The sequence below is a fragment of the Vitreoscilla sp. C1 genome (genome assembly GCF_002951955.2).
In the GTDB taxonomy this organism is placed as follows: Bacteria; Pseudomonadota; Gammaproteobacteria; order Burkholderiales; family Neisseriaceae; genus Vitreoscilla; species Vitreoscilla stercoraria.
The window spans coordinates 185,652-207,751 of record NZ_CP019644.2; the positions used below are offsets into that span (position 1 = coordinate 185,652).

General features: G+C 41.6%; 19 protein-coding genes. 3 read left to right on the top strand and 16 right to left on the bottom strand.

Going from position 1 to position 22,100, the window contains the following annotated elements; translation table 11 throughout:
- Positions 1–23: 23 nt before the first annotated feature.
- A complete protein-coding gene (locus tag ADP71_RS00955; protein WP_336234331.1) occupies positions 24–1,139 on the bottom strand; it encodes a DUF533 domain-containing protein in 1,116 nt (371 codons plus the stop codon).
- Positions 1,140–1,337: 198 nt separating this feature from the next.
- The gene (locus tag ADP71_RS00960; protein WP_104931279.1) at positions 1,338–2,492 is read right to left on the bottom strand and encodes a trans-sulfuration enzyme family protein; all 1,155 of its coding nucleotides are present in this window, start codon (positions 2,490–2,492) and stop codon (positions 1,338–1,340) included.
- A gap of 284 nt (positions 2,493–2,776) precedes the next feature.
- On the opposite strand from ADP71_RS00960, the gene folE2 reads away from it, so the two are divergent.
- Complete coding sequence (gene folE2 / locus ADP71_RS00965) at positions 2,777–3,553, top strand: GTP cyclohydrolase FolE2 (protein ID WP_019958734.1); 777 nt, start codon at positions 2,777–2,779, stop codon at positions 3,551–3,553.
- Between the two features lie 131 nt (positions 3,554–3,684).
- Positions 3,685–4,872 carry an aspartate aminotransferase family protein gene (locus ADP71_RS00970; RefSeq protein WP_019958733.1) on the top strand — a complete coding sequence of 396 codons (1,188 nt, stop codon included), beginning with the start codon at positions 3,685–3,687 and terminating at the stop codon, positions 4,870–4,872.
- Positions 4,873–4,976: 104 nt separating this feature from the next.
- Here the strand turns inward: ADP71_RS00970 and ADP71_RS00975 are convergent, their stop codons facing one another.
- From ADP71_RS00975 to ADP71_RS00985, 3 genes are all read right to left on the bottom strand, one after another.
- Positions 4,977–5,249, bottom strand: coding sequence for a hypothetical protein (locus tag ADP71_RS00975; protein WP_104931280.1), 273 nt, complete (start codon positions 5,247–5,249; stop codon positions 4,977–4,979).
- A gap of 460 nt (positions 5,250–5,709) precedes the next feature.
- The gene (locus ADP71_RS00980; protein WP_104931213.1) at positions 5,710–6,963 is read right to left on the bottom strand and encodes an IS256 family transposase; all 1,254 of its coding nucleotides are present in this window, start codon (positions 6,961–6,963) and stop codon (positions 5,710–5,712) included.
- Between the two features lie 62 nt (positions 6,964–7,025).
- Positions 7,026–7,613: a nuclease-related domain-containing protein gene (locus ADP71_RS00985; RefSeq protein WP_158667038.1), complete on the bottom strand. Its 588-nt coding sequence runs from the start codon at positions 7,611–7,613 to the stop codon at positions 7,026–7,028.
- Positions 7,614–8,026: 413 nt separating this feature from the next.
- Here ADP71_RS00985 and ADP71_RS00990 point away from each other — a divergent pair, with 413 nt between their 5' ends.
- On the top strand, positions 8,027–9,472 hold the full coding sequence (locus ADP71_RS00990) for a DEAD/DEAH box helicase (protein ID WP_171460814.1): 1,446 nt from the start codon (positions 8,027–8,029) through the stop codon (positions 9,470–9,472).
- A 592-nt stretch (positions 9,473–10,064) separates the two neighbouring features.
- Here the strand turns inward: ADP71_RS00990 and ADP71_RS00995 are convergent.
- From ADP71_RS00995 to ADP71_RS01045, 11 genes are all read right to left on the bottom strand, one after another.
- A complete protein-coding gene (locus ADP71_RS00995; RefSeq protein ID WP_171460815.1) occupies positions 10,065–12,116 on the bottom strand; it encodes a DUF262 domain-containing protein in 2,052 nt (683 codons plus the stop codon).
- Positions 12,117–12,261: 145 nt separating this feature from the next.
- Positions 12,262–12,843, bottom strand: coding sequence for a class I SAM-dependent methyltransferase (locus ADP71_RS01000; RefSeq protein WP_158667040.1), 582 nt, complete (start codon positions 12,841–12,843; stop codon positions 12,262–12,264).
- Complete coding sequence (locus ADP71_RS01005) at positions 12,840–13,352, bottom strand: HNH endonuclease domain-containing protein (RefSeq protein ID WP_216604021.1); 513 nt, start codon at positions 13,350–13,352, stop codon at positions 12,840–12,842. The genes ADP71_RS01000 and ADP71_RS01005 overlap by 4 nt, the downstream gene beginning before the upstream one ends.
- 65 nt (positions 13,353–13,417) lie before the next feature.
- Complete coding sequence (locus ADP71_RS01010; RefSeq protein ID WP_104931213.1) at positions 13,418–14,671, bottom strand: IS256 family transposase; 1,254 nt, start codon at positions 14,669–14,671, stop codon at positions 13,418–13,420.
- Positions 14,672–14,761: 90 nt separating this feature from the next.
- Positions 14,762–15,250: a hypothetical protein gene (locus tag ADP71_RS01015; RefSeq protein ID WP_104931286.1), complete on the bottom strand. Its 489-nt coding sequence runs from the start codon at positions 15,248–15,250 to the stop codon at positions 14,762–14,764.
- Between the two features lie 1,842 nt (positions 15,251–17,092).
- Positions 17,093–18,883 carry a DUF927 domain-containing protein gene (locus tag ADP71_RS01020; protein ID WP_171460816.1) on the bottom strand — a complete coding sequence of 597 codons (1,791 nt, stop codon included), beginning with the start codon at positions 18,881–18,883 and terminating at the stop codon, positions 17,093–17,095.
- On the bottom strand, positions 18,880–19,914 hold the full coding sequence (locus ADP71_RS01025; protein WP_171460817.1) for a DUF7146 domain-containing protein: 1,035 nt from the start codon (positions 19,912–19,914) through the stop codon (positions 18,880–18,882). Before ADP71_RS01025 ends, ADP71_RS01020 begins: the two co-directional genes overlap by 4 nt.
- A gap of 48 nt (positions 19,915–19,962) precedes the next feature.
- Entirely contained in the window at positions 19,963–20,217 is a 255-nt protein-coding gene (locus tag ADP71_RS01030; protein ID WP_104931290.1) for a hypothetical protein, read from the bottom strand.
- A 211-nt stretch (positions 20,218–20,428) separates the two neighbouring features.
- Positions 20,429–20,665 carry a hypothetical protein gene (locus ADP71_RS01035; protein WP_019957489.1) on the bottom strand — a complete coding sequence of 79 codons (237 nt, stop codon included), beginning with the start codon at positions 20,663–20,665 and terminating at the stop codon, positions 20,429–20,431.
- Positions 20,666–21,131: 466 nt separating this feature from the next.
- Entirely contained in the window at positions 21,132–21,800 is a 669-nt protein-coding gene (locus ADP71_RS01040) for a KilA-N domain-containing protein (RefSeq protein WP_171460818.1), read from the bottom strand.
- Complete coding sequence (locus ADP71_RS01045; protein ID WP_104931292.1) at positions 21,800–22,099, bottom strand: helix-turn-helix domain-containing protein; 300 nt, start codon at positions 22,097–22,099, stop codon at positions 21,800–21,802. Before ADP71_RS01045 ends, ADP71_RS01040 begins: the two co-directional genes overlap by 1 nt.
- Position 22,100 lies beyond the last annotated feature (1 nt).

A 22,100-nucleotide genomic window follows, 5' to 3' on the forward strand; every position in this document is an offset into this window, starting at 1 on the left:
AGTCGTTTAAGTCAAAGCAATTCTTATTGTCCTTTGACCATTTGCATGATTTTACCCATGTCCAAAGTTTTGGATTGTTGGCGGATTTGTTCTTGGTATTGCGGTTGGATGGACACGCCTTCTTGTACCAAGCGCGCGTAAGTGTCTTTCAAAACCGAAGTGCTGAATTGGCGACCGCCTGCGTAATACTCTTTGGCAACGTGTCCGAGTGCATAAGTCGAGGCAAAACTCATGCCCGAGCTGATGGCTTGATTGCCCGCTTTGCCGACCACATTGGTCAAAGTTTTGCCCAATTTGCCGCCCAAACTGTTGCGCAGTGTACCCAAAACCGTACCCAACAATTTGATGCCAGCTTGCTCTAAGTATTGCGATGTCACACCCACGCCCATCGCAGTGAGCAAATCTTTGATATGCCCTTTGTCCAAATCATAGCCAAACTCTTGTCCAATGCTGTATACCAAGCGCATTTGTAATGGAATAATCGCCATGCTGGCTGCCGTTTGTGGCAACAATTCCAAAGCACCATTAATGACAGAAGCTTTTAAAATGCGAGAATTGATGGCCGCTTCTAAATCGGTATCGATGCGTTTGAGTGGGCTTGGAGAAGTGGGCGCTTGATTGAGCGTGGTGCCTGCTAACGATACTTGGTTGACCGCATTGTGAAAAATATCTTGGTTTTGTGGCGAAATCTGCGTATTGCCAATGTCTGAGGCATGGCTTTCAATGTCAACTGGATTATTAATCCCAAAAGCATCTTTTAACTGTTGTAAAAATATTTGCTCGGCAGTGCTGATGTTGCCATCGGCTTCACACACGCCCACAGCCATTTCATATGCCAACATCTTGGAACCATCACTGTTCAATTGCGCGGCTAAGTCTTGCAATTGTGTCAATTGGCGCAATACGGCTTGGTCGATTTGTAGCAGTTGCACTTGATTGTCTAAGCCTAGACTCGAAGCAATGGTACTCAATTGCTTGCGCTCGCTGCTGTGTTTGGAACCATCGGCAAATGCTGCCATGACGGCGATGGTCATGATGGCTTGGTTTTCTTGTTCGGTCATGGAATACTCCTGTGGCTGAAAGTCGAAAAAAGGGAAGCGCAAAAAATTTAAATTGCATATTAACGTGTAAAAAGCCATTGCTGGCAATGTTTTGCAATATTTTTCATGCAAAAGACAGAATATTGCGCTCAATGTGAGCAGATAGTGACAAATTGCGAATGGCGTGGAGCGTAGGGTGTTTCTGAGGCTAGGGTAAATGTGAACGAGTATGTTTTTATACAATTAAAAAAGCGTCCTGTAAATGTTTACAGGACGCTTGATATTGACATATAGCGATTACAAAGTTGCATTTAAGGCTTGTTGGATGTCATTCCAAATGTCTTCCACATCTTCAATGCCAATGGAAAAACGCAGCAAACCTTCACGAATGCCCAACGCATCTTTGACTTCGGTACTCATGCCGCTGTGCGATTGGCTGGCGCTGTGGTTGACCAAACTTTCTACGCCGCCTAAGCTCGGTGCCATCAACAACATTTCCAAAGCTTTGATGACTTGGTTGGAGGCTTCACGGCTATCGTTTTTCAAATACACCGACACCACGCCACCAAAACCATTCATTTGCGTTTGCGCCAATTCATGGTGTTCGTGCGATGCCAAACCTGGATAAAACACTTTTTCCACTGCTGCGTGTGTTTGTAAACGCTCGGCAATGATTTGTGCATTGAGCAAATGACGGTCCATGCGCACGCTCAAAGTTTTGATGCCACGAAGCACAAACGCACAATCCATAGGCGCGGCAATCGAACCGGTCATGATCTGCATATTGCGCATGCGTTTGGCCAAAGCCGCTTCTTTGACCACGACGATGCCCATGGTCACATCAGAATGGCCGCACAAATATTTGGTGGCGGAATGAAACACCACATCCACGCCCAAAGTGATGGGCTGCTGTAAATAAGGCGTGGCAAAAGTGTTGTCAAAGCCTACCGACGCGCCATATTGGTGCGCCAAAGTGCAAATGGCTTGAATATCCACCAAGCGCAAAAGCGGATTGCTTGGCGATTCTAGCCACACCAAAGCAGGTTTGTGTTGTTGCAATAAAGGCTCGACTTGGCTCAATTCGGTCAAATTGGCAAACACGACTTGGATGCCCCAATGTGCGTACACATCGACCAGCAAATCATACGCGCCGCCGTAAATGTCTTGCACTGCTAAAATGGTGTCGCCGGGTTTTAAAATCGTGCGCCAAATACAATCAATGCCACCCATGCCACTGGCAAATGCCATACCGCTATGACCTTTTTCCAAAGCCGCCATCGTGTCTTCTAAGACTTGGCGAGTTGGGTTGGAGACGCGGGCATAACGAAACGGGGTATTTTCACCGATTTCCTTTAAAGCAAACATTGAGTTTTGGTAAATCGGTGGCATGATGGCGCGGTTGTGGTCATCAGGATCGTAACTGCTGTGTATGGCTTCGGTGGCAAATTTCATGTTCCAACTTTCGCATCAACATCGTTCAAAGAAATGTTTATCATAAACCTTATTGCATATCTTGGCTAAGGCTTAGAAGCCATAAGCTCATGCTTAAATGGTCTGAAATCGACAATTAAAGAGAAACTATCGACTATTAAAGCCTACTAATTTGCTCAACTATTTTTGCTATTGCTATACTAGCGCGGAGTTTATGCCAGAGTAGTCCCGATTTTGATTGAAATCGGCTATTTTGAGCCCATATTAAAAAGCCGCACGCATCACATCATAAAGGTTCATCATTCATGAATGCTATTCCTGACGTACAAAGCAGCGTCGACAGCCGCAATTTGCCGATTCAACAAGTAGGCATTAAAAATTTGCGTTTCCCGATTCATATCGCAACAGCAAGTGGTCCGCAAACCACTGTTGCGAATTTGACCATGACTGTATTTTTGCCTGCTGACCAAAAAGGCACGCACATGTCACGTTTTGTGCAATTGATGGAAGATGAAGCACAAACGGTTTTGGATGCAGCGCAATTGCAGCGTTTGACGCAAGACATGTTACAACGCTTGGATTCACATTCAGGCCGCTTGGATATGTCGTTTCCTTATTTTCGCAGTAAAACCGCACCGATTTCAGGCATTAAAAGCTTGTTAGATTACGATGTGCGTGTGGTGGGTGAAATCAAAGACGGTCAATACCAATCGCAATTGCAAGTGTTGATTCCTGTGACCAGCTTGTGCCCATGTTCCAAAGAAATTTCACAATATGGCGCGCACAACCAACGCTCACACGTGACCATCAATTTGACTCACACAGGCGGTATTCAAGTGGATGAATTGATTGATATTGTGGAAGAACAAGCGTCTTGTCAATTGTATGGTTTGTTAAAACGTCCTGATGAAAAATATGTGACCGAACGTGCTTATGAAAATCCAAAATTCGTAGAAGACATGGTGCGTGATGTGGCAGCGACTTTGCGTGACGATGAGCGTGTGCTGGCGTTCACAGTGGAAAGTGAAAACTTTGAATCCATCCACAACCATTCCGCTTATGCGGTGATTCAATATCCATAATATGGATTGAATGCTTTCAAAGCATTGAAGCGTCCTGTAAAGCTTACAGGACGCTTTTTTAACGCCATGAGTGATGTGAATGATGGTGTTACAATCGTTCATATTTTATGAATGATTTTTGAGTGAGAACGATGGCAAGCCAAGAAGATTTTTTGCAATACCAAGCTCCAACCAATCCGCATCCTTATTTACTCAATGTTGAAAAAGCCGAAGGTTTGTATATTTACACCACCGATGGCAAACGCTATATGGACATGATTGCAGGCGTGTCTGTGAACAATATAGGACATCGCCATCCCAAGGTGGTTGATGCGATTAAATGCCAAGTGGATCAATATTTGCACGTGATGGTGTATGGCGAATTCATTCAAGAAGCGCCTGTGGCATTTTCTAAAAAATTGGCATCTATGTTGCCTGCATCGCTCAATTGCGTGTATTCGGTCAATTCAGGTACCGAAGCGAATGAAGCGGCTTTGAAGCTTGCTAAACGCATTACAGGCCGCTCGCAATTGTTGGCGTTTAAAGGTTCGTACCATGGCAATACACATGGCTCTTTGTCGGTGTCTGCCAATGAAAGCAAAAAAATCCCATTCAAACCCTTGCTGCCAGATGTGCATTTTTTAGAACACAATGACATGGCTGCGTTGCAATACATTACTGAAAAAACCGCAGGTGTGATTTTGGAAACGGTGCAAGGCGATGCTGGTGTGCGCGTGTCGTCGCCTGAATTTTTGCATGCTTTGCGTCAGCGTTGTAATGAGGTCGGAGCGCAATTGATTTTCGATGAAATCCAATGTGGCATGGGGCGCACAGGCAAAATGTTTGCGTTTGAACACAGCGGTGTGGTGCCTGATATTTTGACTTTGGGCAAGGCTTTGGGCGGTGGCTTGCCTATTGGCGCTTTGGTATCGTCTTATGAAAACATGCAATTGTTCACCCACGACCCCATGTTAGGGCACATCACCACTTTCGGCGGCAATCCTGTGATTGCAGCAAGTGCATTGGCGACTTTGAATGTGTTTGAAGAGGATATTGATTTTGTGGAAGTTGAGCGTTTGGGGCAATTACTGGAAGACTTAATCAGTCAAAATCCTGAAATTCTTGCCATTCGCCGTATTGGTATGATGTTTGCTTTTGATATGGCATCGGCTGAGCGTGTGACCAAAGTGGTGTTGAAATGCTTGGAAGAAGGTTTGATTAGTTTTTGGTTTTTGTCGCATCCGTATAGTTTCCGTTTGTCGCCACCTGTCAACATTACCGAAAACCAAATCCGAAAAGCGGCAGACATTATCTTAAATGCGATTGCTATGACTCGATAGACTATTTAGATTGATATGAATCCCATCTCAAATCGGTGGGATTTTTTTGTTATTAAGCATAAAAAAATACCACCTGTTAAGTAGGTGGCATGCATTGAGTCAATTTATTTTGCAGATAAATTGGTATGACAACCACCTGCAATTTTACTGATTTTGAATACTTGGTTACGAGAATCTGTAAAGTCTTTGGTGATGCAGCTAATCAAAGTCTCTGCTTGGTATTTACCGTCTAAGCTTTTGATAACATATTTGGCATATTCTGAGCGTTCAGATGCTGAAGCTTTGGACCAATCATTGCTGCTGCTGTTAGAGGTAATCGGTGCTGCAATCAATGATGCGGATGCCAAAAGCATCGGTACTAAAACTAAAAATTTCATGATGGATTTTTATAATGTGGAATTGTTGATATGTTGTAAATATATTACAAATGAGTATTTTTGTAAATAGAATAGATACGTTATATTGGTTAATTGGTGGTTTTATGATTTTATCTTGCAAATATGAAAATTTTTTTGAAATATTATATTTTATTTAGAATAGATTGTTTTGAATTAAATATTTCAATATATGAATGGATTTTGGATTTGATATAGATAGAACAACATCTGGTTTCACTTTGTGAAATAGATGATGTTCTATCCATAGGCATTGATTGTGGCAAGACTGGATAAAGGCGTTGCTTTAAATATTGTGTTAAGGCTTTTGGGGTGTATGTTTGTTTTTTAAATGTTGAATGTGGTCATTTTGAGTTTTACGGGTATTGGGTTTTCTTATTGCCTGTATTTTATGGTGTATGGCGGATATTTCTGAGTTATTGTCAAATCTGGTGTATGGCATTCAGGCCGCTTTCTCTGTTGATTGCTCGTCTTCCTGCTTGCCATCTTTGAAGATGACGTTGTTGACCACCAAGGTCAATAAGTTGAATCCTTGAATCCGGCGCCAACGCTTTTGGGCCGTTTCCAATAATTTGTACACCATCGCCAAAGTGGTTTCTCTGGAACCGCAGTTTTTAGCCCGCTTACTACGCAATCGTACGGTAGCAAACGTGGATTCAATCGGGTTGGTGGTGCGGATGTGCGTCCAATGCACATTTGGAAAGTCATAGAATGCCAATAACTCTTCTTCATCCTTCACCAGTTTGTTAATGGCTTTGGGGTATTTGTCACCAAAGCGAGCCACTGTTTGTTTGAAGGCTTGTTCTGCACTTTCTTTGGTTTCGGCCATCCAAATTTCTTTCAAAGCCTCTCGCAATTTGCCTTGTACCGATTTGGGTACGGCTGCCAACACATTGGCCGTTTTGTGCACCCAACAGCGCTGATGTTTGGTGTCTGGATAAGACTTGGCCATGGCATTCCAAAAGCCCAACGCACCATCGCCGACCGCCAATTTTGGACTGGTTTCCAAACCCCTCAAACGCAAGCCTATCAACACTTCTGACCAACTGACTTCAGATTCCCGATAACCATCTTCAACCGCCACCAACTCTTTATGTCCTTGATCAGTCACACCAATGATGACCAGCAAACACAGTCTATCGTCCAATCGCACATTGCTGTAAATGCCATCGGCCCACCAATACACATAGCGTTTGCCCTTTAAATCCCGCTGGCTCCATTGCCGATGTTCGTCCGTCCAATGTTGCTTCAAACGACTGATGGTATTGGCTGACAAGCCTTTGGCCTGCTCTCCCAATACAGCCGCCAAAGCTTGTTGGTGGTCACCTGTGGAAATGCCTTTCAAATACAGCCATGGCAGCAATTCTTCGATGCTTTTGGTACGTTTCAAATAAGGCGGCAACAATTGACTGTTGAAACACACACCGTCACCACTGCGATCTCGTACCTTCGGCACTTTCACCTGTACATCACCAATGCCAGTCTGCACTGTTCGTTCCGGCAAATAACCATTTCTGACCAATGCTTGGCGACCATCGGGAAGTTTCTTGGGTGAGTGTTGCTCCAGCAAAATCTGCAATTCGGTTTCAACTGCTTTGGCAATCAACTCCCTGGCTCCCTGACGCAGCAAATCGGTCAATGGGTCATTGAATGTTTGCTGTGGTTGTACGAATGCATTTGGGTTAGAATCAGTCATGGCGTATTCCTTTTGTTGGTTGAAATCTTTGGTCGGAAATCAATCAACAGGATACGCCTTCTTCATTTGTTCGTCATACACCAGAAATGACTATAGCTCGATATTTCTGCGGTTGAAAATACTGTTTTTTGATGTTGCTGAATATAAGAAACCACTTCATTAAAATACAAAACATTTTGAATACGAGGCTGTTTAAATTTGGCTTTTTCGTGAAATGCAATGATGGAGTGGACGGTAGAGGGCTTTAAATTAAGGCTTTCAATCAATGTTTGTGTGTGTTTGTAATTTTGGCGCAAGGGATTTTGAAATGAAAAGGATTGAGTGGGAAACTTTTGTGTCCATTGGGCTTGATGTGACTCGCCAAAAATCCAACCTTGCATGTTTTTGGTTTCAATGACAAACAATCCAAAAGGGCTTAAAACAATATGGTCGATTTGGGTCGTGCCATCGTCGGTAGGTAAAGTCACATTGTTGAGAACTTGGTATTTTTTAGTGCCAAGCTTACGTAAATGTAATTTTAATAAATTTTCGCCTATGGCACCTTTACCAGCAGGCGATTTGATTTTTTTGAAGATGGTCATGCAGATGAGCAGAACCAAAATGATGATAAAAGCAATGGATAAGCTAGAAAGAAGATGGTCAGTCAACATGATGTCTCTTTTGCCATGATTAAGATGGCGGCAATGTAACATTGCTGTGTTAGCGGCTCAATATAAAATCTTCTTGTCTTTCAGATTTTTTATAAGCCAAGTTAAAAGTAAAATATGGTGAAGTATGTGTAAGATGCATGCTGATTCACTCAATCAAACCATGATGCTTGAATATTGAATTGGAATCTGATGAATATTTATAGTGTATTGGTGTGAGCGGATTGAAGCTTTGCTCATAAATAGTTTACAGGCCGCTAAGATACATCATATGGTTTTATTGGTCTCTTTACTGGACGCTTTAAAGGGTTTCCAGTACAGTCCATGCCTTTGTTGAATTTCAACATTCAGTAGTTTTGGTAGCTGGCACCATCCTACATTGCTCTTCAGTCAGCACTACCATAGATACCAAATTAATGACTCAATTCTCTGAACTCGGCCTTGCCGAACCTATCTTGCGCGCGGTTTCTGAACAAGGTTATACCACACCCTCTCCCGTACAAGCTGAGGCGATTCCTGCCATCATTGCGGGGCGAGATGTGATGGCAGCAGCCCAAACAGGCACAGGTAAAACGGCTGGTTTTACTTTGCCTATGTTACAACGCTTATTAGATGGACAACCTGCTCATGCCAATCGTTGCCGCGCATTGGTATTAACACCAACGCGTGAGTTGGCTGCACAAATTGGTGAAAATGTCACCGCATATAGCAAGTACTTAGATTTAAAAGCGGCTGTGGTTTATGGCGGCGTGAGTATCAATCCGCAAATGCGTGCATTGCGTCGAGGCGTGGATGTGTTGGTGGCATGTCCAGGCCGCTTGCTGGATTTGTACCAACAAAATGCAGTGCGTTTTGATCAAGTAGAATTTTTAGTGTTGGATGAAGCCGATCGCATGCTCGATATGGGTTTTATTCATGACATTAAAAAGGTTTTGGCTTTGCTGCCGAATCAGCGTCAAAACTTATTATTTTCAGCAACATTTTCATTAGAAATTCGGGATTTGGCTCGTGCTTTGGTACATGACCCAATCGAAATTGACGTCAGTCCACGAAACAGCACTGCTCATACGGTAGCGCAGTGGGTGATTCCTGCGGATAAAAAACGCAAGCCAGCGATGTTGGCCAATTTATTGCAGACCAATCAGTGGCAGCAAGTCTTGGTATTTATGCGCACCAAACATGGTGCCAACCGTTTGGCAACTTATCTGAATGAAGAAGGCATTACCGCTATGGCCATTCATGGTAATAAAAGCCAAGGCGCTCGTACTCGTGCCTTAGCAGAATTTAAAAGCGGTGATATTCGTGTCTTGGTGGCAACCGATATTGCTGCACGTGGCTTAGACATTGAACAGTTGCCACATGTTGTCAATTTTGAATTGCCAAATGTAGCCGCTGATTATGTTCACCGTATTGGTCGTACAGGTCGTGCAGGTGCCAGTGGTGAAGCCATTTCTTTGGTATGTGCGGAAGAGCTGGAAGATTTAGAAGGTATTGAAGGTTTGATTGGTAATATCATTGAGCGTCGTGAGTTACAAGGCTTCAAGCCACAAGTGGCTTTGCCTATTTCTCGTCCTCGTAAGCCAAAAAAACCAAAAAAATTAAAGCAGCCGAAAGAAAACCATCATGTTGTTGAGCGTGAGAATGTTACTGAACAAAAACCACGAACACCTCGTCATGCTAAAAAACCAAACACGCTTAAAAAAGATGGTGTGACTTCTAAGCGTGAGGGAGAGCGTAGCGAAAGCCACAAACGGGCAGCAGTCAGCGTTTCTCAAACTCGTTCGAAGCCAGCAAAAGATGGCACGCCGCATCAGCGTCGTCATACTGCCAAAACCACTCATGCTCGACCTAAGTCTAAGTAAGTGATGGATTTTTGATTTGTTTTTAAGGAAGAGGGTCAGGGACTAGGAATTTAAGTAAAAAAGTTTAGCACTTATATCTCAGTTTGTTGTCCTGAATCTATAAAACAAGCCTCATCAAATAATGCTGTTATCTCTTTTTAGGAATAGCAGCATTATTTATATTGATAATTTTATAATCAGTATGGGGTCATCTCCAGTCCGATACTTTGCCATTGTGCATGTGGTAAGGCTTTGAACAAGTTACCCTAATAATTTTAATTTATGATAAGTTTATAGGGTATTTGTTGTCTGTTACCCTAAACTTGATGCGCAGTCCAGCATATTGCAGAACATTCCAGCGTGTGAAATTAGCCTGAAACCCAATAAAAACAAGGGCTACCAGCATAACTGATAACCCTTGATTACTGCATTTGGTGGAGGCGGGGTCTTTCGTACAAAACATTAAAATCATTGATTTATATGGATAAATATAACAATCAATTTTTTCCTTGCCCCCAAATTTGCCCCCAAAACTAAAAAGTGAAAACATAATGATCTTTTTAGCCTATAAAATAACTTAGAAATTTATTTCTGAATGAAAAATCCTTCAATTCTAATTATTTAATATATCATCCCTTTTAATATCATATGCTGTTAATATAATTTTACTGCGTTTTTCTTTTAATTTTTCAAGATTATTTAGATTTGAAAACTCTGAAAATTCATCTGGTTCTATAAAAGTAAATTTTGTAATTTGGCTTTTTAACCATGAATCTTCAATTGCTGCTAACGTTTTCTTGCCCTTTGCAATATTCTCTTTTTTGGGTAAAACACATAGATTAAAGAGATTATGTTGTAATGATTCTTTATTAGCTAAAGAACAATTTGAGAATAACGATTGTGGATAGATATGATCTACTTCTAAAGAATCATTACCATATGGGCCATCAATACTTGATAATGCATAGAAGTGTAAAAGTAAAGGTTCTAAAATCTTTTTATTAGTAAATTTCTCACTTAAAATTGAGTTTTCATTAAATATCTCATTTAAAAGCTCAAGCCATTTCTCTTTAGGAATACTTTCAAAGACCTCTGGATTTTGATTAAAAGCTCCAATATTCCTAGCGATAATACCATCACTTGAGCCACGCCATTGTCGTGTGACATATTCGAAGATTAAACGATCTAATAAAATAAATGCATTTTTTTGAAATTTTTTTTCTGTTTGATTATTGTTGGGAGTACTTTTTCTTTTCCAATCTTTATACATTAATATTGAGAAATTTAAGGAAATTGCATCACTTAAATAATCCATTATGGAAAAATGGTAGCTTTTTAAAAATTTGAAGTAAGCGAATTTATGTATATTGCCATACATATTATTTAAATCAGATATCAGTAATTCATAATCCTTATGCCAATCAATATTTTTTGTGCCTAATTGATCAATATCATCTTTTTTAATGCCTTCATTAAAAATACCTGAAAGTAATTTAAATCCAGTAGTTAATTTTTTCTCAAAATCACTGTTTGAATCTGAAAATTTTTTAAAGAAAAATTCAGTAGAGTTAATTCTATCCAAAACTGTTGCTGCTAAGTCCCACTTCACAATACCCTCATTTTTTACACCAATGTTTTTATACAAATTTTGAGTAGCTTGTAATTGTTCCTCAATTGGATCTTTAATTACTTTATTCCAGCTAGGTTTTGCAGAAAGAATTTCAACAGCCGTTAAAGTTGTACCTTTAGAATTAATAATATTGAAAATTTTTTGTGAATCACTTGCTTCTAAATTCTTAACTTCAATCAAACCTATTTTAGAGTTGGTATAAAGCGTATTAATTCTTTCTAGAATGTCGATTCGTTCCCAAATGTTAGGCCAATTACGATTCATTAAGACTTTGAATTGAGGATGCTTTTCTTCAGGAATATGTGCTCTTGATAAAGTAAACAACTCAAAACTATCTTTTTCAGAAAAATCTAGATTTTCATCACGACAATAATTCTTATATTCATTAACAAAAGATTTAACCTTTCTAGAGTTTAATTTCGGTTTGCCTAAATCGTATTCAACATAAGATAAATTTGAAGAGTATTCAGTAAAATTAAATGGTCTTGTAAATCCATTAGAAATTTTATCTTTATGGTGAGTTAGCCTGATAATACGTATTAATAAATTTAACCCATATAGATTTTGTGTAGGAATATCAGAATTTTCTGAATCTTCTAGGCTTGGATCAGCTTCCGAATTATCTTCTATAGCATTGACCGAAGAGTTTTTTTGTTCTACTTCAGCAGATATAATTTCCTCATCTTCGAGATATTCAGTAATTTTTTCCCAGAACTTTTTTTCGACTTCATCTGGTTGATCTTTGTTTAGAAAACCAATATATTTTTTAGCCCAGTTATAAATATTTTCAGGATCATTATAAAATTGAGTAAGTGCATTTCTTCTCTGACGACCGTCTAATAACCATCTAGTTGTATGATTCTGAGTGTTATCAATATTTAAAATAGTTACACCAATTGGATATTCTTTAAATAAAGAAATACATAATTCAAAATTTTTTTTATCGTCCCATGTTTGTTTACGTTGAAATCTTGGTAATTTAATATTAGAGTCAGTTACAAAAGTTATTAATGATTCCGGTCTTATTTCATACATATTTCGAGCCTTGTTATTTAAATGGAATATTTTTATCAGACATGAGATCCTAAAGTCAAATTTACTATGAATTAGTATAGATTGAACTTAGCTTTAAAAATTGTTATTTAGATTAAATTTTTTTAATCTTATAAGGACTTTAGCTTCAATACTTTACAAGTAAACAATTTATCCAAATATCATTTTTATCTACGCGATTATCTGATGTTTTCCAAAGTTTTTTTATTTGTAAATTCAAACTATTTATAGCAACTTGTAAGGTATTTTCATTCATATCTGTAAAAATCCTGCCGCCTTTTTCCCTTGAGCTATCACCGTACTTAAAAGAAACATACATCACGCCACCTATTATTAAAGCGTCCTGTAATTTTCTTAAAACCTCAGGTAATTCATTTTCAGGGCAATGCAGCAAAGAAGCACATGCCCAAATGCCATGAAAATGATTTTGCCAATGGATGTCTTGAAATTGCATGTTTAATACAGGTTGATTGAGTAATTTTGAAGCCAATTCACATAGGGTTATAGAAGCGTCCATAGCAATCACTTCATACCCTTGTTGCTTGAAATAATGAGCATCACGGCCAGAACCACAACCAACATCTAACAAGCGGCCTGTAGTAGGCAAATGGCTTAAGAATTGGCCATACACATTATCCATACTTACATTAACTGTATCAGCATAAAATTCTTGGGCGTGTTCATCATAGTATTGAATGGTTTGATTCAAAACAGTGCCTCTCTTTTGGCTTGTGGTTGCCATGTATGGATTAAACGTGCTTTGGATACATTAAAGCATTGCTGTAAAAATTGTTGGCGTGTGGCCTCATTGTGTCCAGTTTGTTGTATTAGGGTTTCACGTAAAGGGTGGTGACTAAAAATCAGATACTCATTGCGCTTGTGTAAGCGTTTGAGTAATGCCAATGAAGGGATTTTGGCAAACTTGCCACCAATACCGCGATTGCAATCAGGACAGGCTAAGACCAAATTCCAAACACCATCTAAATTGGTATGGCGCAACTCACCTTTTAAGATATGTGGGAAAAAATGGTCAACGTCTGCCAATTGTGGGGCCAATGGTGTGATTTTGATTTCATCAAAGCAATAAAAACAGTGGCCTTTTTGGTAACCATTTAATGCATTGCGTGAACTGGTAATATTGGTACGTTGAAATTCATTTTCCACATAGAAAATATTTTCATTTTGGTCATGTTTTACCGCGATCAATTGGCGGTTCACATTCAAATGCCATGCTGTTTCAACCAAACGCCAGCGGAGTTATTGTCAAATCTGGTGTATGGCATTCAGGCCGCTTTCTCTGTTGATTGCTCGTCTTCCTGCTTGCCATCTTTGAAGATGACGTTGTTGACCACCAAGGTCAATAAGTTGAATCCTTGAATCCGGCGCCAACGCTTTTGGGCCGTTTCCAATAATTTGTACACCATCGCCAAAGTGGTTTCTCTGGAACCGCAGTTTTTAGCCCGCTTACTACGCAATCGTACGGTAGCAAACGTGGATTCAATCGGGTTGGTGGTGCGGATGTGCGTCCAATGCACATTTGGAAAGTCATAGAATGCCAATAACTCTTCTTCATCCTTCACCAGTTTGTTAATGGCTTTGGGGTATTTGTCACCAAAGCGAGCCACTGTTTGTTTGAAGGCTTGTTCTGCACTTTCTTTGGTTTCGGCCATCCAAATTTCTTTCAAAGCCTCTCGCAATTTGCCTTGTACCGATTTGGGTACGGCTGCCAACACATTGGCCGTTTTGTGCACCCAACAGCGCTGATGTTTGGTGTCTGGATAAGACTTGGCCATGGCATTCCAAAAGCCCAACGCACCATCGCCGACCGCCAATTTTGGACTGGTTTCCAAACCCCTCAAACGCAAGCCTATCAACACTTCTGACCAACTGACTTCAGATTCCCGATAACCATCTTCAACCGCCACCAACTCTTTATGTCCTTGATCAGTCACACCAATGATGACCAGCAAACACAGTCTATCGTCCAATCGCACATTGCTGTAAATGCCATCGGCCCACCAATACACATAGCGTTTGCCCTTTAAATCCCGCTGGCTCCATTGCCGATGTTCGTCCGTCCAATGTTGCTTCAAACGACTGATGGTATTGGCTGACAAGCCTTTGGCCTGCTCTCCCAATACAGCCGCCAAAGCTTGTTGGTGGTCACCTGTGGAAATGCCTTTCAAATACAGCCATGGCAGCAATTCTTCGATGCTTTTGGTACGTTTCAAATAAGGCGGCAACAATTGACTGTTGAAACACACACCGTCACCACTGCGATCTCGTACCTTCGGCACTTTCACCTGTACATCACCAATGCCAGTCTGCACTGTTCGTTCCGGCAAATAACCATTTCTGACCAATGCTTGGCGACCATCGGGAAGTTTCTTGGGTGAGTGTTGCTCCAGCAAAATCTGCAATTCGGTTTCAACTGCTTTGGCAATCAACTCCCTGGCTCCCTGACGCAGCAAATCGGTCAATGGGTCATTGAATGTTTGCTGTGGTTGTACGAATGCATTTGGGTTAGAATCAGTCATGGCGTATTCCTTTTGTTGGTTGAAATCTTTGGTCGGAAATCAATCAACAGGATACGCCTTCTTCATTTGTTCGTCATACACCAGAAATGACTATAGCTCACGCCAGCGTGATTCAGTTTCTAAATCCAAACTTTCAGCATTATTGTTAGCAAGCAATCTGTAAAAATCATCGGTTAGTTGAATCGTTTTGTATCGCTTGTTTTCATAAGCAAAAAATTGAGCTGGAATGGTTTGTTGATTCACATTGTGAAAAGCACCCAAGACATTGTTAAATCCCAATGCTACTGTTTTGTCTATTAAATCGGCATGGCCAATTTGATTTTGATTATATTGGCGGCAGGCATCTAAAAACTGGCTTTGTTGGTTTGTTGCTTGTTTGTCACTGTGCTGTAAATGCTCACACAGGTGTTTTGCAAAGGGTATGGCCAATGCTTCGAGTGATAACGATGTTTCATTATTGGCTGGCGTTTCTAATAATGCTTTGGCCAAGGCAAATTTATAGGATGCACTGTTACGGCCAAACAAAATGATGGCTCGCCATTGGTTATCCAGGCTCGGACTACTTTCAATAAAATCCATGTTGATTGGCCGTTATTAGTAATATGCTTAATGAATCATCATATAAAATCGAACTATATCAAATCTTGGTATAGTTCAAAACAGCTTGTTCATTTTCTAAGACTGATTCTGATAATCTTTAAATCAAGCATTAAAAAACGTTGCATTCTGTAGATGGCCTGTCATTTACTAAATTTTTAGTAAAAGTCGCCAAATCTTGATTTCAAATAAATTCATAGTTAAACATGGGTTAACTCAAACTTTTATAAGTTCCATATGCGCGTGGATATTGGTTTTTGGGTAAATTTGATGCGAAATAAGCATAGGTCAAAATCGGCATAAAATAACAAGGTGAAATGGTGCATGAATTCCTACATTTTATAAGTCCTATACGCGCGTATGAAGGTTTAGCTATTCAATCAAAATATGGGTGCGGTCATATTGGTATCTACTGGAAACCTGTATTTGAATGAACCATGTTGAAATTTTAGAAATACAGGACGGGGTGTTGTGATATCCCAATACCTGCAGGTGGGTATAAAAACAATTGGCCAAACGAAAAGAAACACTGAATTCAAAACTTTTATAAGTTCCATACGCGCGTGGATATTGGGTTACGTCAATTTGACGTATCGGAAAAACGTATAATTTTAATGCTTCAGATATGGCCAGTAAGAGGCCAATTGATTATAGGTTTTCCCCAAATTCGGGGAAAATAGTGCATGGTATTTTTACACCTGAATTCCTACACTTTATAAGTTCTATACGCACGCGTATAAAGGCTTTTTGTTGTTTCTATATGGATCACTTTCAGTTTTGGCAAACATGGCAATCAAGTGACAACCTCGCAAACTGAAAATACGGACTGATTTCTGACGTAAGCTGTTGTTTATTCCATTCAACGTCATTTTGACGTTCAATGACATGCTGTCTTTTTGGCATTTGCCGAGAGCGATTTCTTCACTTCGGGAGAGCGATTTTTAGCGTTCGCGGTAGCGATTTCTAGGGCGTTAATAGGCGCTATAACGACCGTCAAATTGACGGTCTGCGGTGAAATTGACATTTGCCATATATGGCCATTACTGCCAAGTCAATTTAATGACAAATATGCCTTGGATGTAGGCATCTGTTAATCATGTTATTTTGCTCACCAAATTTGGTGAGCAAATACAGATGTAGTTTTGTGACAGTTAAAACCTTTTTTCATTCTATTATGAAAGCGGCTACTAAAACATTAGTAACCGATGTCGTCCTTTGATGTGTCATTGCTCTTGTGATGGCATTTTGATAATGGTGTCTGGGCGGCTATTTTAGGCAGTAAGGCGCATTTTGTTGGTACAGGGATACTTTGCCAATGCTTTGCCTTAAATCGCCTGTATACGGCTTATTTGGTCCATTGGATTAAGCGTCCTGTCAGCATTCCAGCATGGTGCTGTTTTGGTTGGTGCTATCTCTTGCCAGTGGGTCAAATCGTCAAATCAATGGCGGTCAATTTTGCAATGATGTGCATATGTGTAAAAAAGTGGTGGGTACAGTGGGTCCACTGGGTACACCACGCTCAAACCCACGCCCATAAAGGATTTAGGTGTACCCACTGATTTTTATTTAGTGGGTACATTTTCATTTTAGTGGGTACACTTGGCTTAAACGTACCCACTGCGTACCCACACTGTACCCACTTATTCCGCTAGTGAAAAAAATAATGCCTATCTTCAATATGTTGATATATATGGATATTTATTATTATTTGGTAAGGTGTACCCACTGTACCCAGTGTACCCACTATTTTTTACGCATATGTAGCATTGATTAACGGCAAACAGTCGGCAATAAAAAACCGCCCATTGTGGACGGTTGCTTGTTTTATTCTTCTTCATGGTCGGGCGGTGCTGAACCCTCAAAAACAAAATAACGCTTCATTTCACCGTTAAACCGTTTTTTAATGGTTTTATGGCTACCACTTGGCACAATCAGCCAGCCTATGCCGTCCAGTACAGTTACCACCTTGTGGCGGTCAAAGTCTTGGCTAATTTCAGCATCAAAGACACCTGTTAAAACGTAATACATGGGTGCTTGTTCGCCACGTTCTTCTCTTAAGCCAGCAAAGTTAGGGGGCGTGTATTCATGATTGCTTGCTTTATTGATTGATACAAACCGATTGTAAGCAGCTTGTTCAAAAAAGGCGGACGCTTGTTCTATGATGCGCTTTTCTTCATAGTTGCCTGTGCCACTTCTTGCGATCCAATCGTTTAAACACTGTTTAATGCTTTGCATTGCATCATCATGGCGCATGGGCACCAATTTGGCATCAATCGCCAGCATCAAAGTAGCCGCCACCAATGCAAAGCGGTTTGCAATACGCCCAGCTTGGTTTCCCATAGTGGGTAGAGTGGCTTTGAATGTGTCAATGTATTGTTTGGTCAATTCAGTGGCAAGGCTGCCATGCTGTAACAGGTATTCAACAAACGCCATCCCAATGCAGCCATAATTGTGCAATACGGCATCATTCAAGTGTTCCGCCATGTCTTTGCCTGTGCCAAAGCCGTGCAAGGTGTCAAACACGCCCAAGCCTTTGCCAGCATTGGCAGGAATGGACGGTAAACGGGTTTCTTGTCCAGCTTGCCACTGAAAGCGTCCGCCACGCTCTACATAGCCGCTTATGCTCTTTTCACCTGTGGAAAACACCAACACACGCCATTTTTTAACAGCCCTGTTACCGCCGTCTTTGTTGCCTTGTGCTTTGCCTGTGCCATTCAGGACGCTATATGCCATTGAATAAACCGCCTGTGGGCTGGCTTCACCGATTTCGTCCAGCATCATAAAATTGTCGTTGCGGCTGTTGGCTATGTTGGTAAAGGCATAGCCTGTACCGTTCCAAGATACTTTTGCATCGATTGGATTTGCCCATACTGATAACGCCACCTTTGCGGCTGTGGTTTTGCCGTCTGAACTGTCACCAAAGATATGAAAACCGCCGCTTTCCAGCCCAAGCAATTGCAGCAATGGGGCTGCCAATGCTGTACCCACTGCCAAACATAGGCGGCTATTGCCTGTTATGTATTGGCCAATTGTATTATTCCAATCTTTTAATGTGCCTTTGGTTGCAAATGCCGCAGCTTGGCTCTTGTCACCGTTATAAATTACCTTAAGTTTATCCAATGGTGTGATGACTTCGCCGCTTGGCAAAATATAGGCTTTGCCATCATGATGCCAGCCGCCTTTATCAGTGATCGCATGGCTAACCTGCAGTGCTTCTTTTTGTATGTAGTCGGCCAATTTTTCACGGCTGCTTTTTTGTGAGTAAACCATCACACCATTGCTTTGCAATACTTTCCAGCATTGCCCTGTACCCACATCACCCAAAGGCAAAACAATGGTCCTTGAATCGCTGCCATAGTGTCGGGGACGTTCCAAAACAGCATAATGATTGCCGTGTTCATCCAAGCCACCGCCCCAGTGTTCAAAGCTGCTGGACAATGGCACACGCTTTTCCTGTACTTCGCCTGTGTCCTTGTCTTGCTGTCTTGTGACATAAAACACGCCGCTTTTGGTGGTGTCTATATATGGCTTTAAGTCGTTGGCTGGCTGTTGGCCAATATCAACAATGTTTTGTAAAGCTGCGGCCATCGCATCACGGTCTAAAGAGTCATTCATTGTGTTGCCTTTCTTGCTTTTGTTACTACATCCAGTACATCCGTGCCATTTACGCCGCTTTGCCATATGCGAACATTGATGCCATGTTTTATGGCTCTGCTTTCCAGTGCTCTTGCTGCCTTAATACCTGTTTGATTGGCATCAGTATCAGCAAAAATAAAAAGCTCCTTTACCGTGTCAGGTATCAACATGCTTGCCATGCCATTGGCTGCACCACATGCCCACACGGGTAATTTGGTCAATTGGTACACGGCGGCGGCATTTTCGATGCCCTCACACACTGCCAGTCTGTCATCGGCTGGGGTCAATTGAATGGCTGCCCCTTTGTTGCTGCCTGAAAACCTTGCCATCATCTTTTTAGGGTTTAACAAGCGTCCTGTAAAAAATGGATTAGGCATGTTTAACTTGGCGGTATGATTGCTGTTTAGGTAAGTACGGTGTAAGCCCATTAATTGACCGTCCACGCTCTCAAACTTGGCAACAATGGCAGGGAATTGACCAATAAAATGATTTTGCCCGTTTTGATCGCTTTCCCAATAGTCCAGTGCCTCTACAAAGCCCAAATTGCCCAATGCTGGCGCAATGGCAGACACATCTAAGCCACGCCCTTGCAAATAGGTTTTAATGCCTGTGTGGTGTTGGTTTGCCTCTGCCTTAGCCCATAAGCGGCATAAGCTGGCTAAATGGTCTTTTTGAGGCTGTTGTGGGGGCGGTGGTGGTGTTTTGCGTTCGGGTAATGGGTTTGCCTCAGTCATGCCCAAAACGCCAGCAACAAGGCGCATAGCCTCTTTAATATCGCAACCATAAACATGCTGCACCAATGCAAATCCATCACCGCCCAAACCGTCCATGTGGTTACAAATGAATGTGCCTTTGCCTTGCTTGTCATCAAAGCGAAAACGGTCTTTGCCACCGCAAGCTGGGCAAGGCTGGTGCTTGTTGGTCAATGATTGGGCTGGTACGCCCAAAGCGGTTAAAATGTAATGCCATTGCCCTATGGAATGGTGCGCTATGTCTTTAAAATCAATCATCTTGATTCCAATCAATGAATAAAGCCGCACAAAGGCGGCTCGTGCTGCTTATTTGTTCGGATTTGTCATGTTTTTAGTGGCTTGCTGGCAGTAACGGGCGTGTCCTGTATCGGTAACGCCCATTACTGCCACGCCATTGGCATCAAACACACCGACTGAACTCAATTCCAAAGCCTCTACAATTACATCTTTTACAGGGCGCAATTGGTGGTATGGTTGCCTTTGTATGGCATCTGTTTGCAACACACTAAAGCAAGGGATTAAACGGCTTGGTATTGCCTTGTTTTTAAGTTGGTTTTCCATTGAGTACACTCCATGCCTTATAAAAAGGCTGCAACAATCCAGCCTATGCCATTTAAAGGCATGGGCTAGCTGATTTCATATAGGGAAAATTTAGGCTGTTAGCTAGATTGCACAGTGGTGGCGTTGGCTCTTGCAGTGTGCTTTATGCCGTTGTTGAATGTACTCAAGCCACCACAGTGCAATTCATAGTTTGGCTGGGGTGTGGTGGTGCTCATAAGGCGGCCTCTTTTTCCAATTCCACACGAAGCTCGCCAATGCCTTGTATATCGTAAACTTTTGAGGCTCGAATGATGGTGACCATTGTACGTAAGGCCATTTTTAGTTCATCATCTTCTAAATTGGCACTTAAAAAACTCATGCCTGCCAATTCAGCTTGCCAAAGTGTTTCAGCCGCCATGTCATGCAATTCAATGTATTGTTGTGGAGTAGGAATTAATGCTTGATTCACGCGCAAACCCTCCCAACGGTCCAGCCTGTATGCGTTTGTTGGATATTGAAGCAAGCAAGCGCATTGCCACGTAAAAGAAAATCAACGTGACGACTAGCGGCCTCAAGGGTCGGGAAATTGCGGATTGTTTGGATGTATAACGGGCGTGTGTAGCCCTTACGGATTGCGGACATGGCAAAGCCTTTTCTAACTGGTCTAATAGGACCACCCTTTATGCTGTCAATCGTTAGGGGTGGCAGACAAATGGCAGGGTTGACAGACTGGCAGTTAGAACCAGCAAGCCGTAAGGCTTCCCTGCCATTGCCCACCATAAAAAAGGCGCACCAATAGCGTGGTATTACAGACGTAAAAATGCCGCTTAATAGGCGGCTTGTCTGCCTAACTGTATTCAGCCTGTCAAAGCTGGTCGATTGATTGAAACCGACAAGCGAATATTGCAACAATGCGCCTGAATGGTCAAGAGGTTTCATAACGCCCCCCCGCTAATTGATGTAATTTGCATTTGGTGGCGTATTGGCGCTGCCAAATCAAACAAGTGTTGTTTGCGCTTTGGATAGGGTGTGTTTTGTAACAGCATCAAGACGTTTTCTTGTTCCAGCTTATCCAGCATGGCGATTTGCTCAAGCGTTAGGCTGTTGCGATCAATAGCGGTACGTTTACCCGTTAAGGCCTCATTAATAACCAGTGCTTCATTGATGTAATGATGTGATTCTGTGGCTTTGCCCTCAGCAGTGCGCTTTTGTTCAATAAAACGATTACGAAGTATTGTGATGCTGGATAATTCAGTACGGTGTTTTTGCCATGTTTGGCCATTGGTAAGCATGGCTTCAATTTGTTCATCACACCAAATAGCAAAATCCATATCCAGCCATTGAGCAAAGCGTACCGCTAATTTACGGTGTAACCATGTACCTTGTTTAGCGGTATTGCCGCCTTTTATTGTTTTTACGAAGTGATTTTTAGTCACTTCGTTTTTTTTGCACAAAGTGTCAATGTAACGTTCTGTATCTACTTGCTTTAGCCAATCTACAGGCCGCTTATCAAACATAGCCGCCATTTCGGTGGCGTTAAACCATGCTTCGCTATTAGCATGGATAGACATGCCTTGATATTCTAAAGGTATTAATTTAGCCATCACTTCACCTCACTGAGTAAACTATAAACACCGATTTTGCGTTCAATACCAGCAACGTCAATTTCATAACGCCATGTTGTTGAGATGTCATAACCCTCTTGGCGCAAGCTGAAAATACGAGCGCGTGGATCATAGATGCCTCTCATGTGTAACTCATTGCTACTGTGTGGACGCTCACGCAAACAAGCCAATACAAACAACTTTTGTGTGGTGGCGTTCGTACTAATCAATTGGTCTGTGATAGAATGATTTTGTCTGTGAGATTGGCCGCCCTTGTTGGTGGCCTTTTTCTTTTCCATT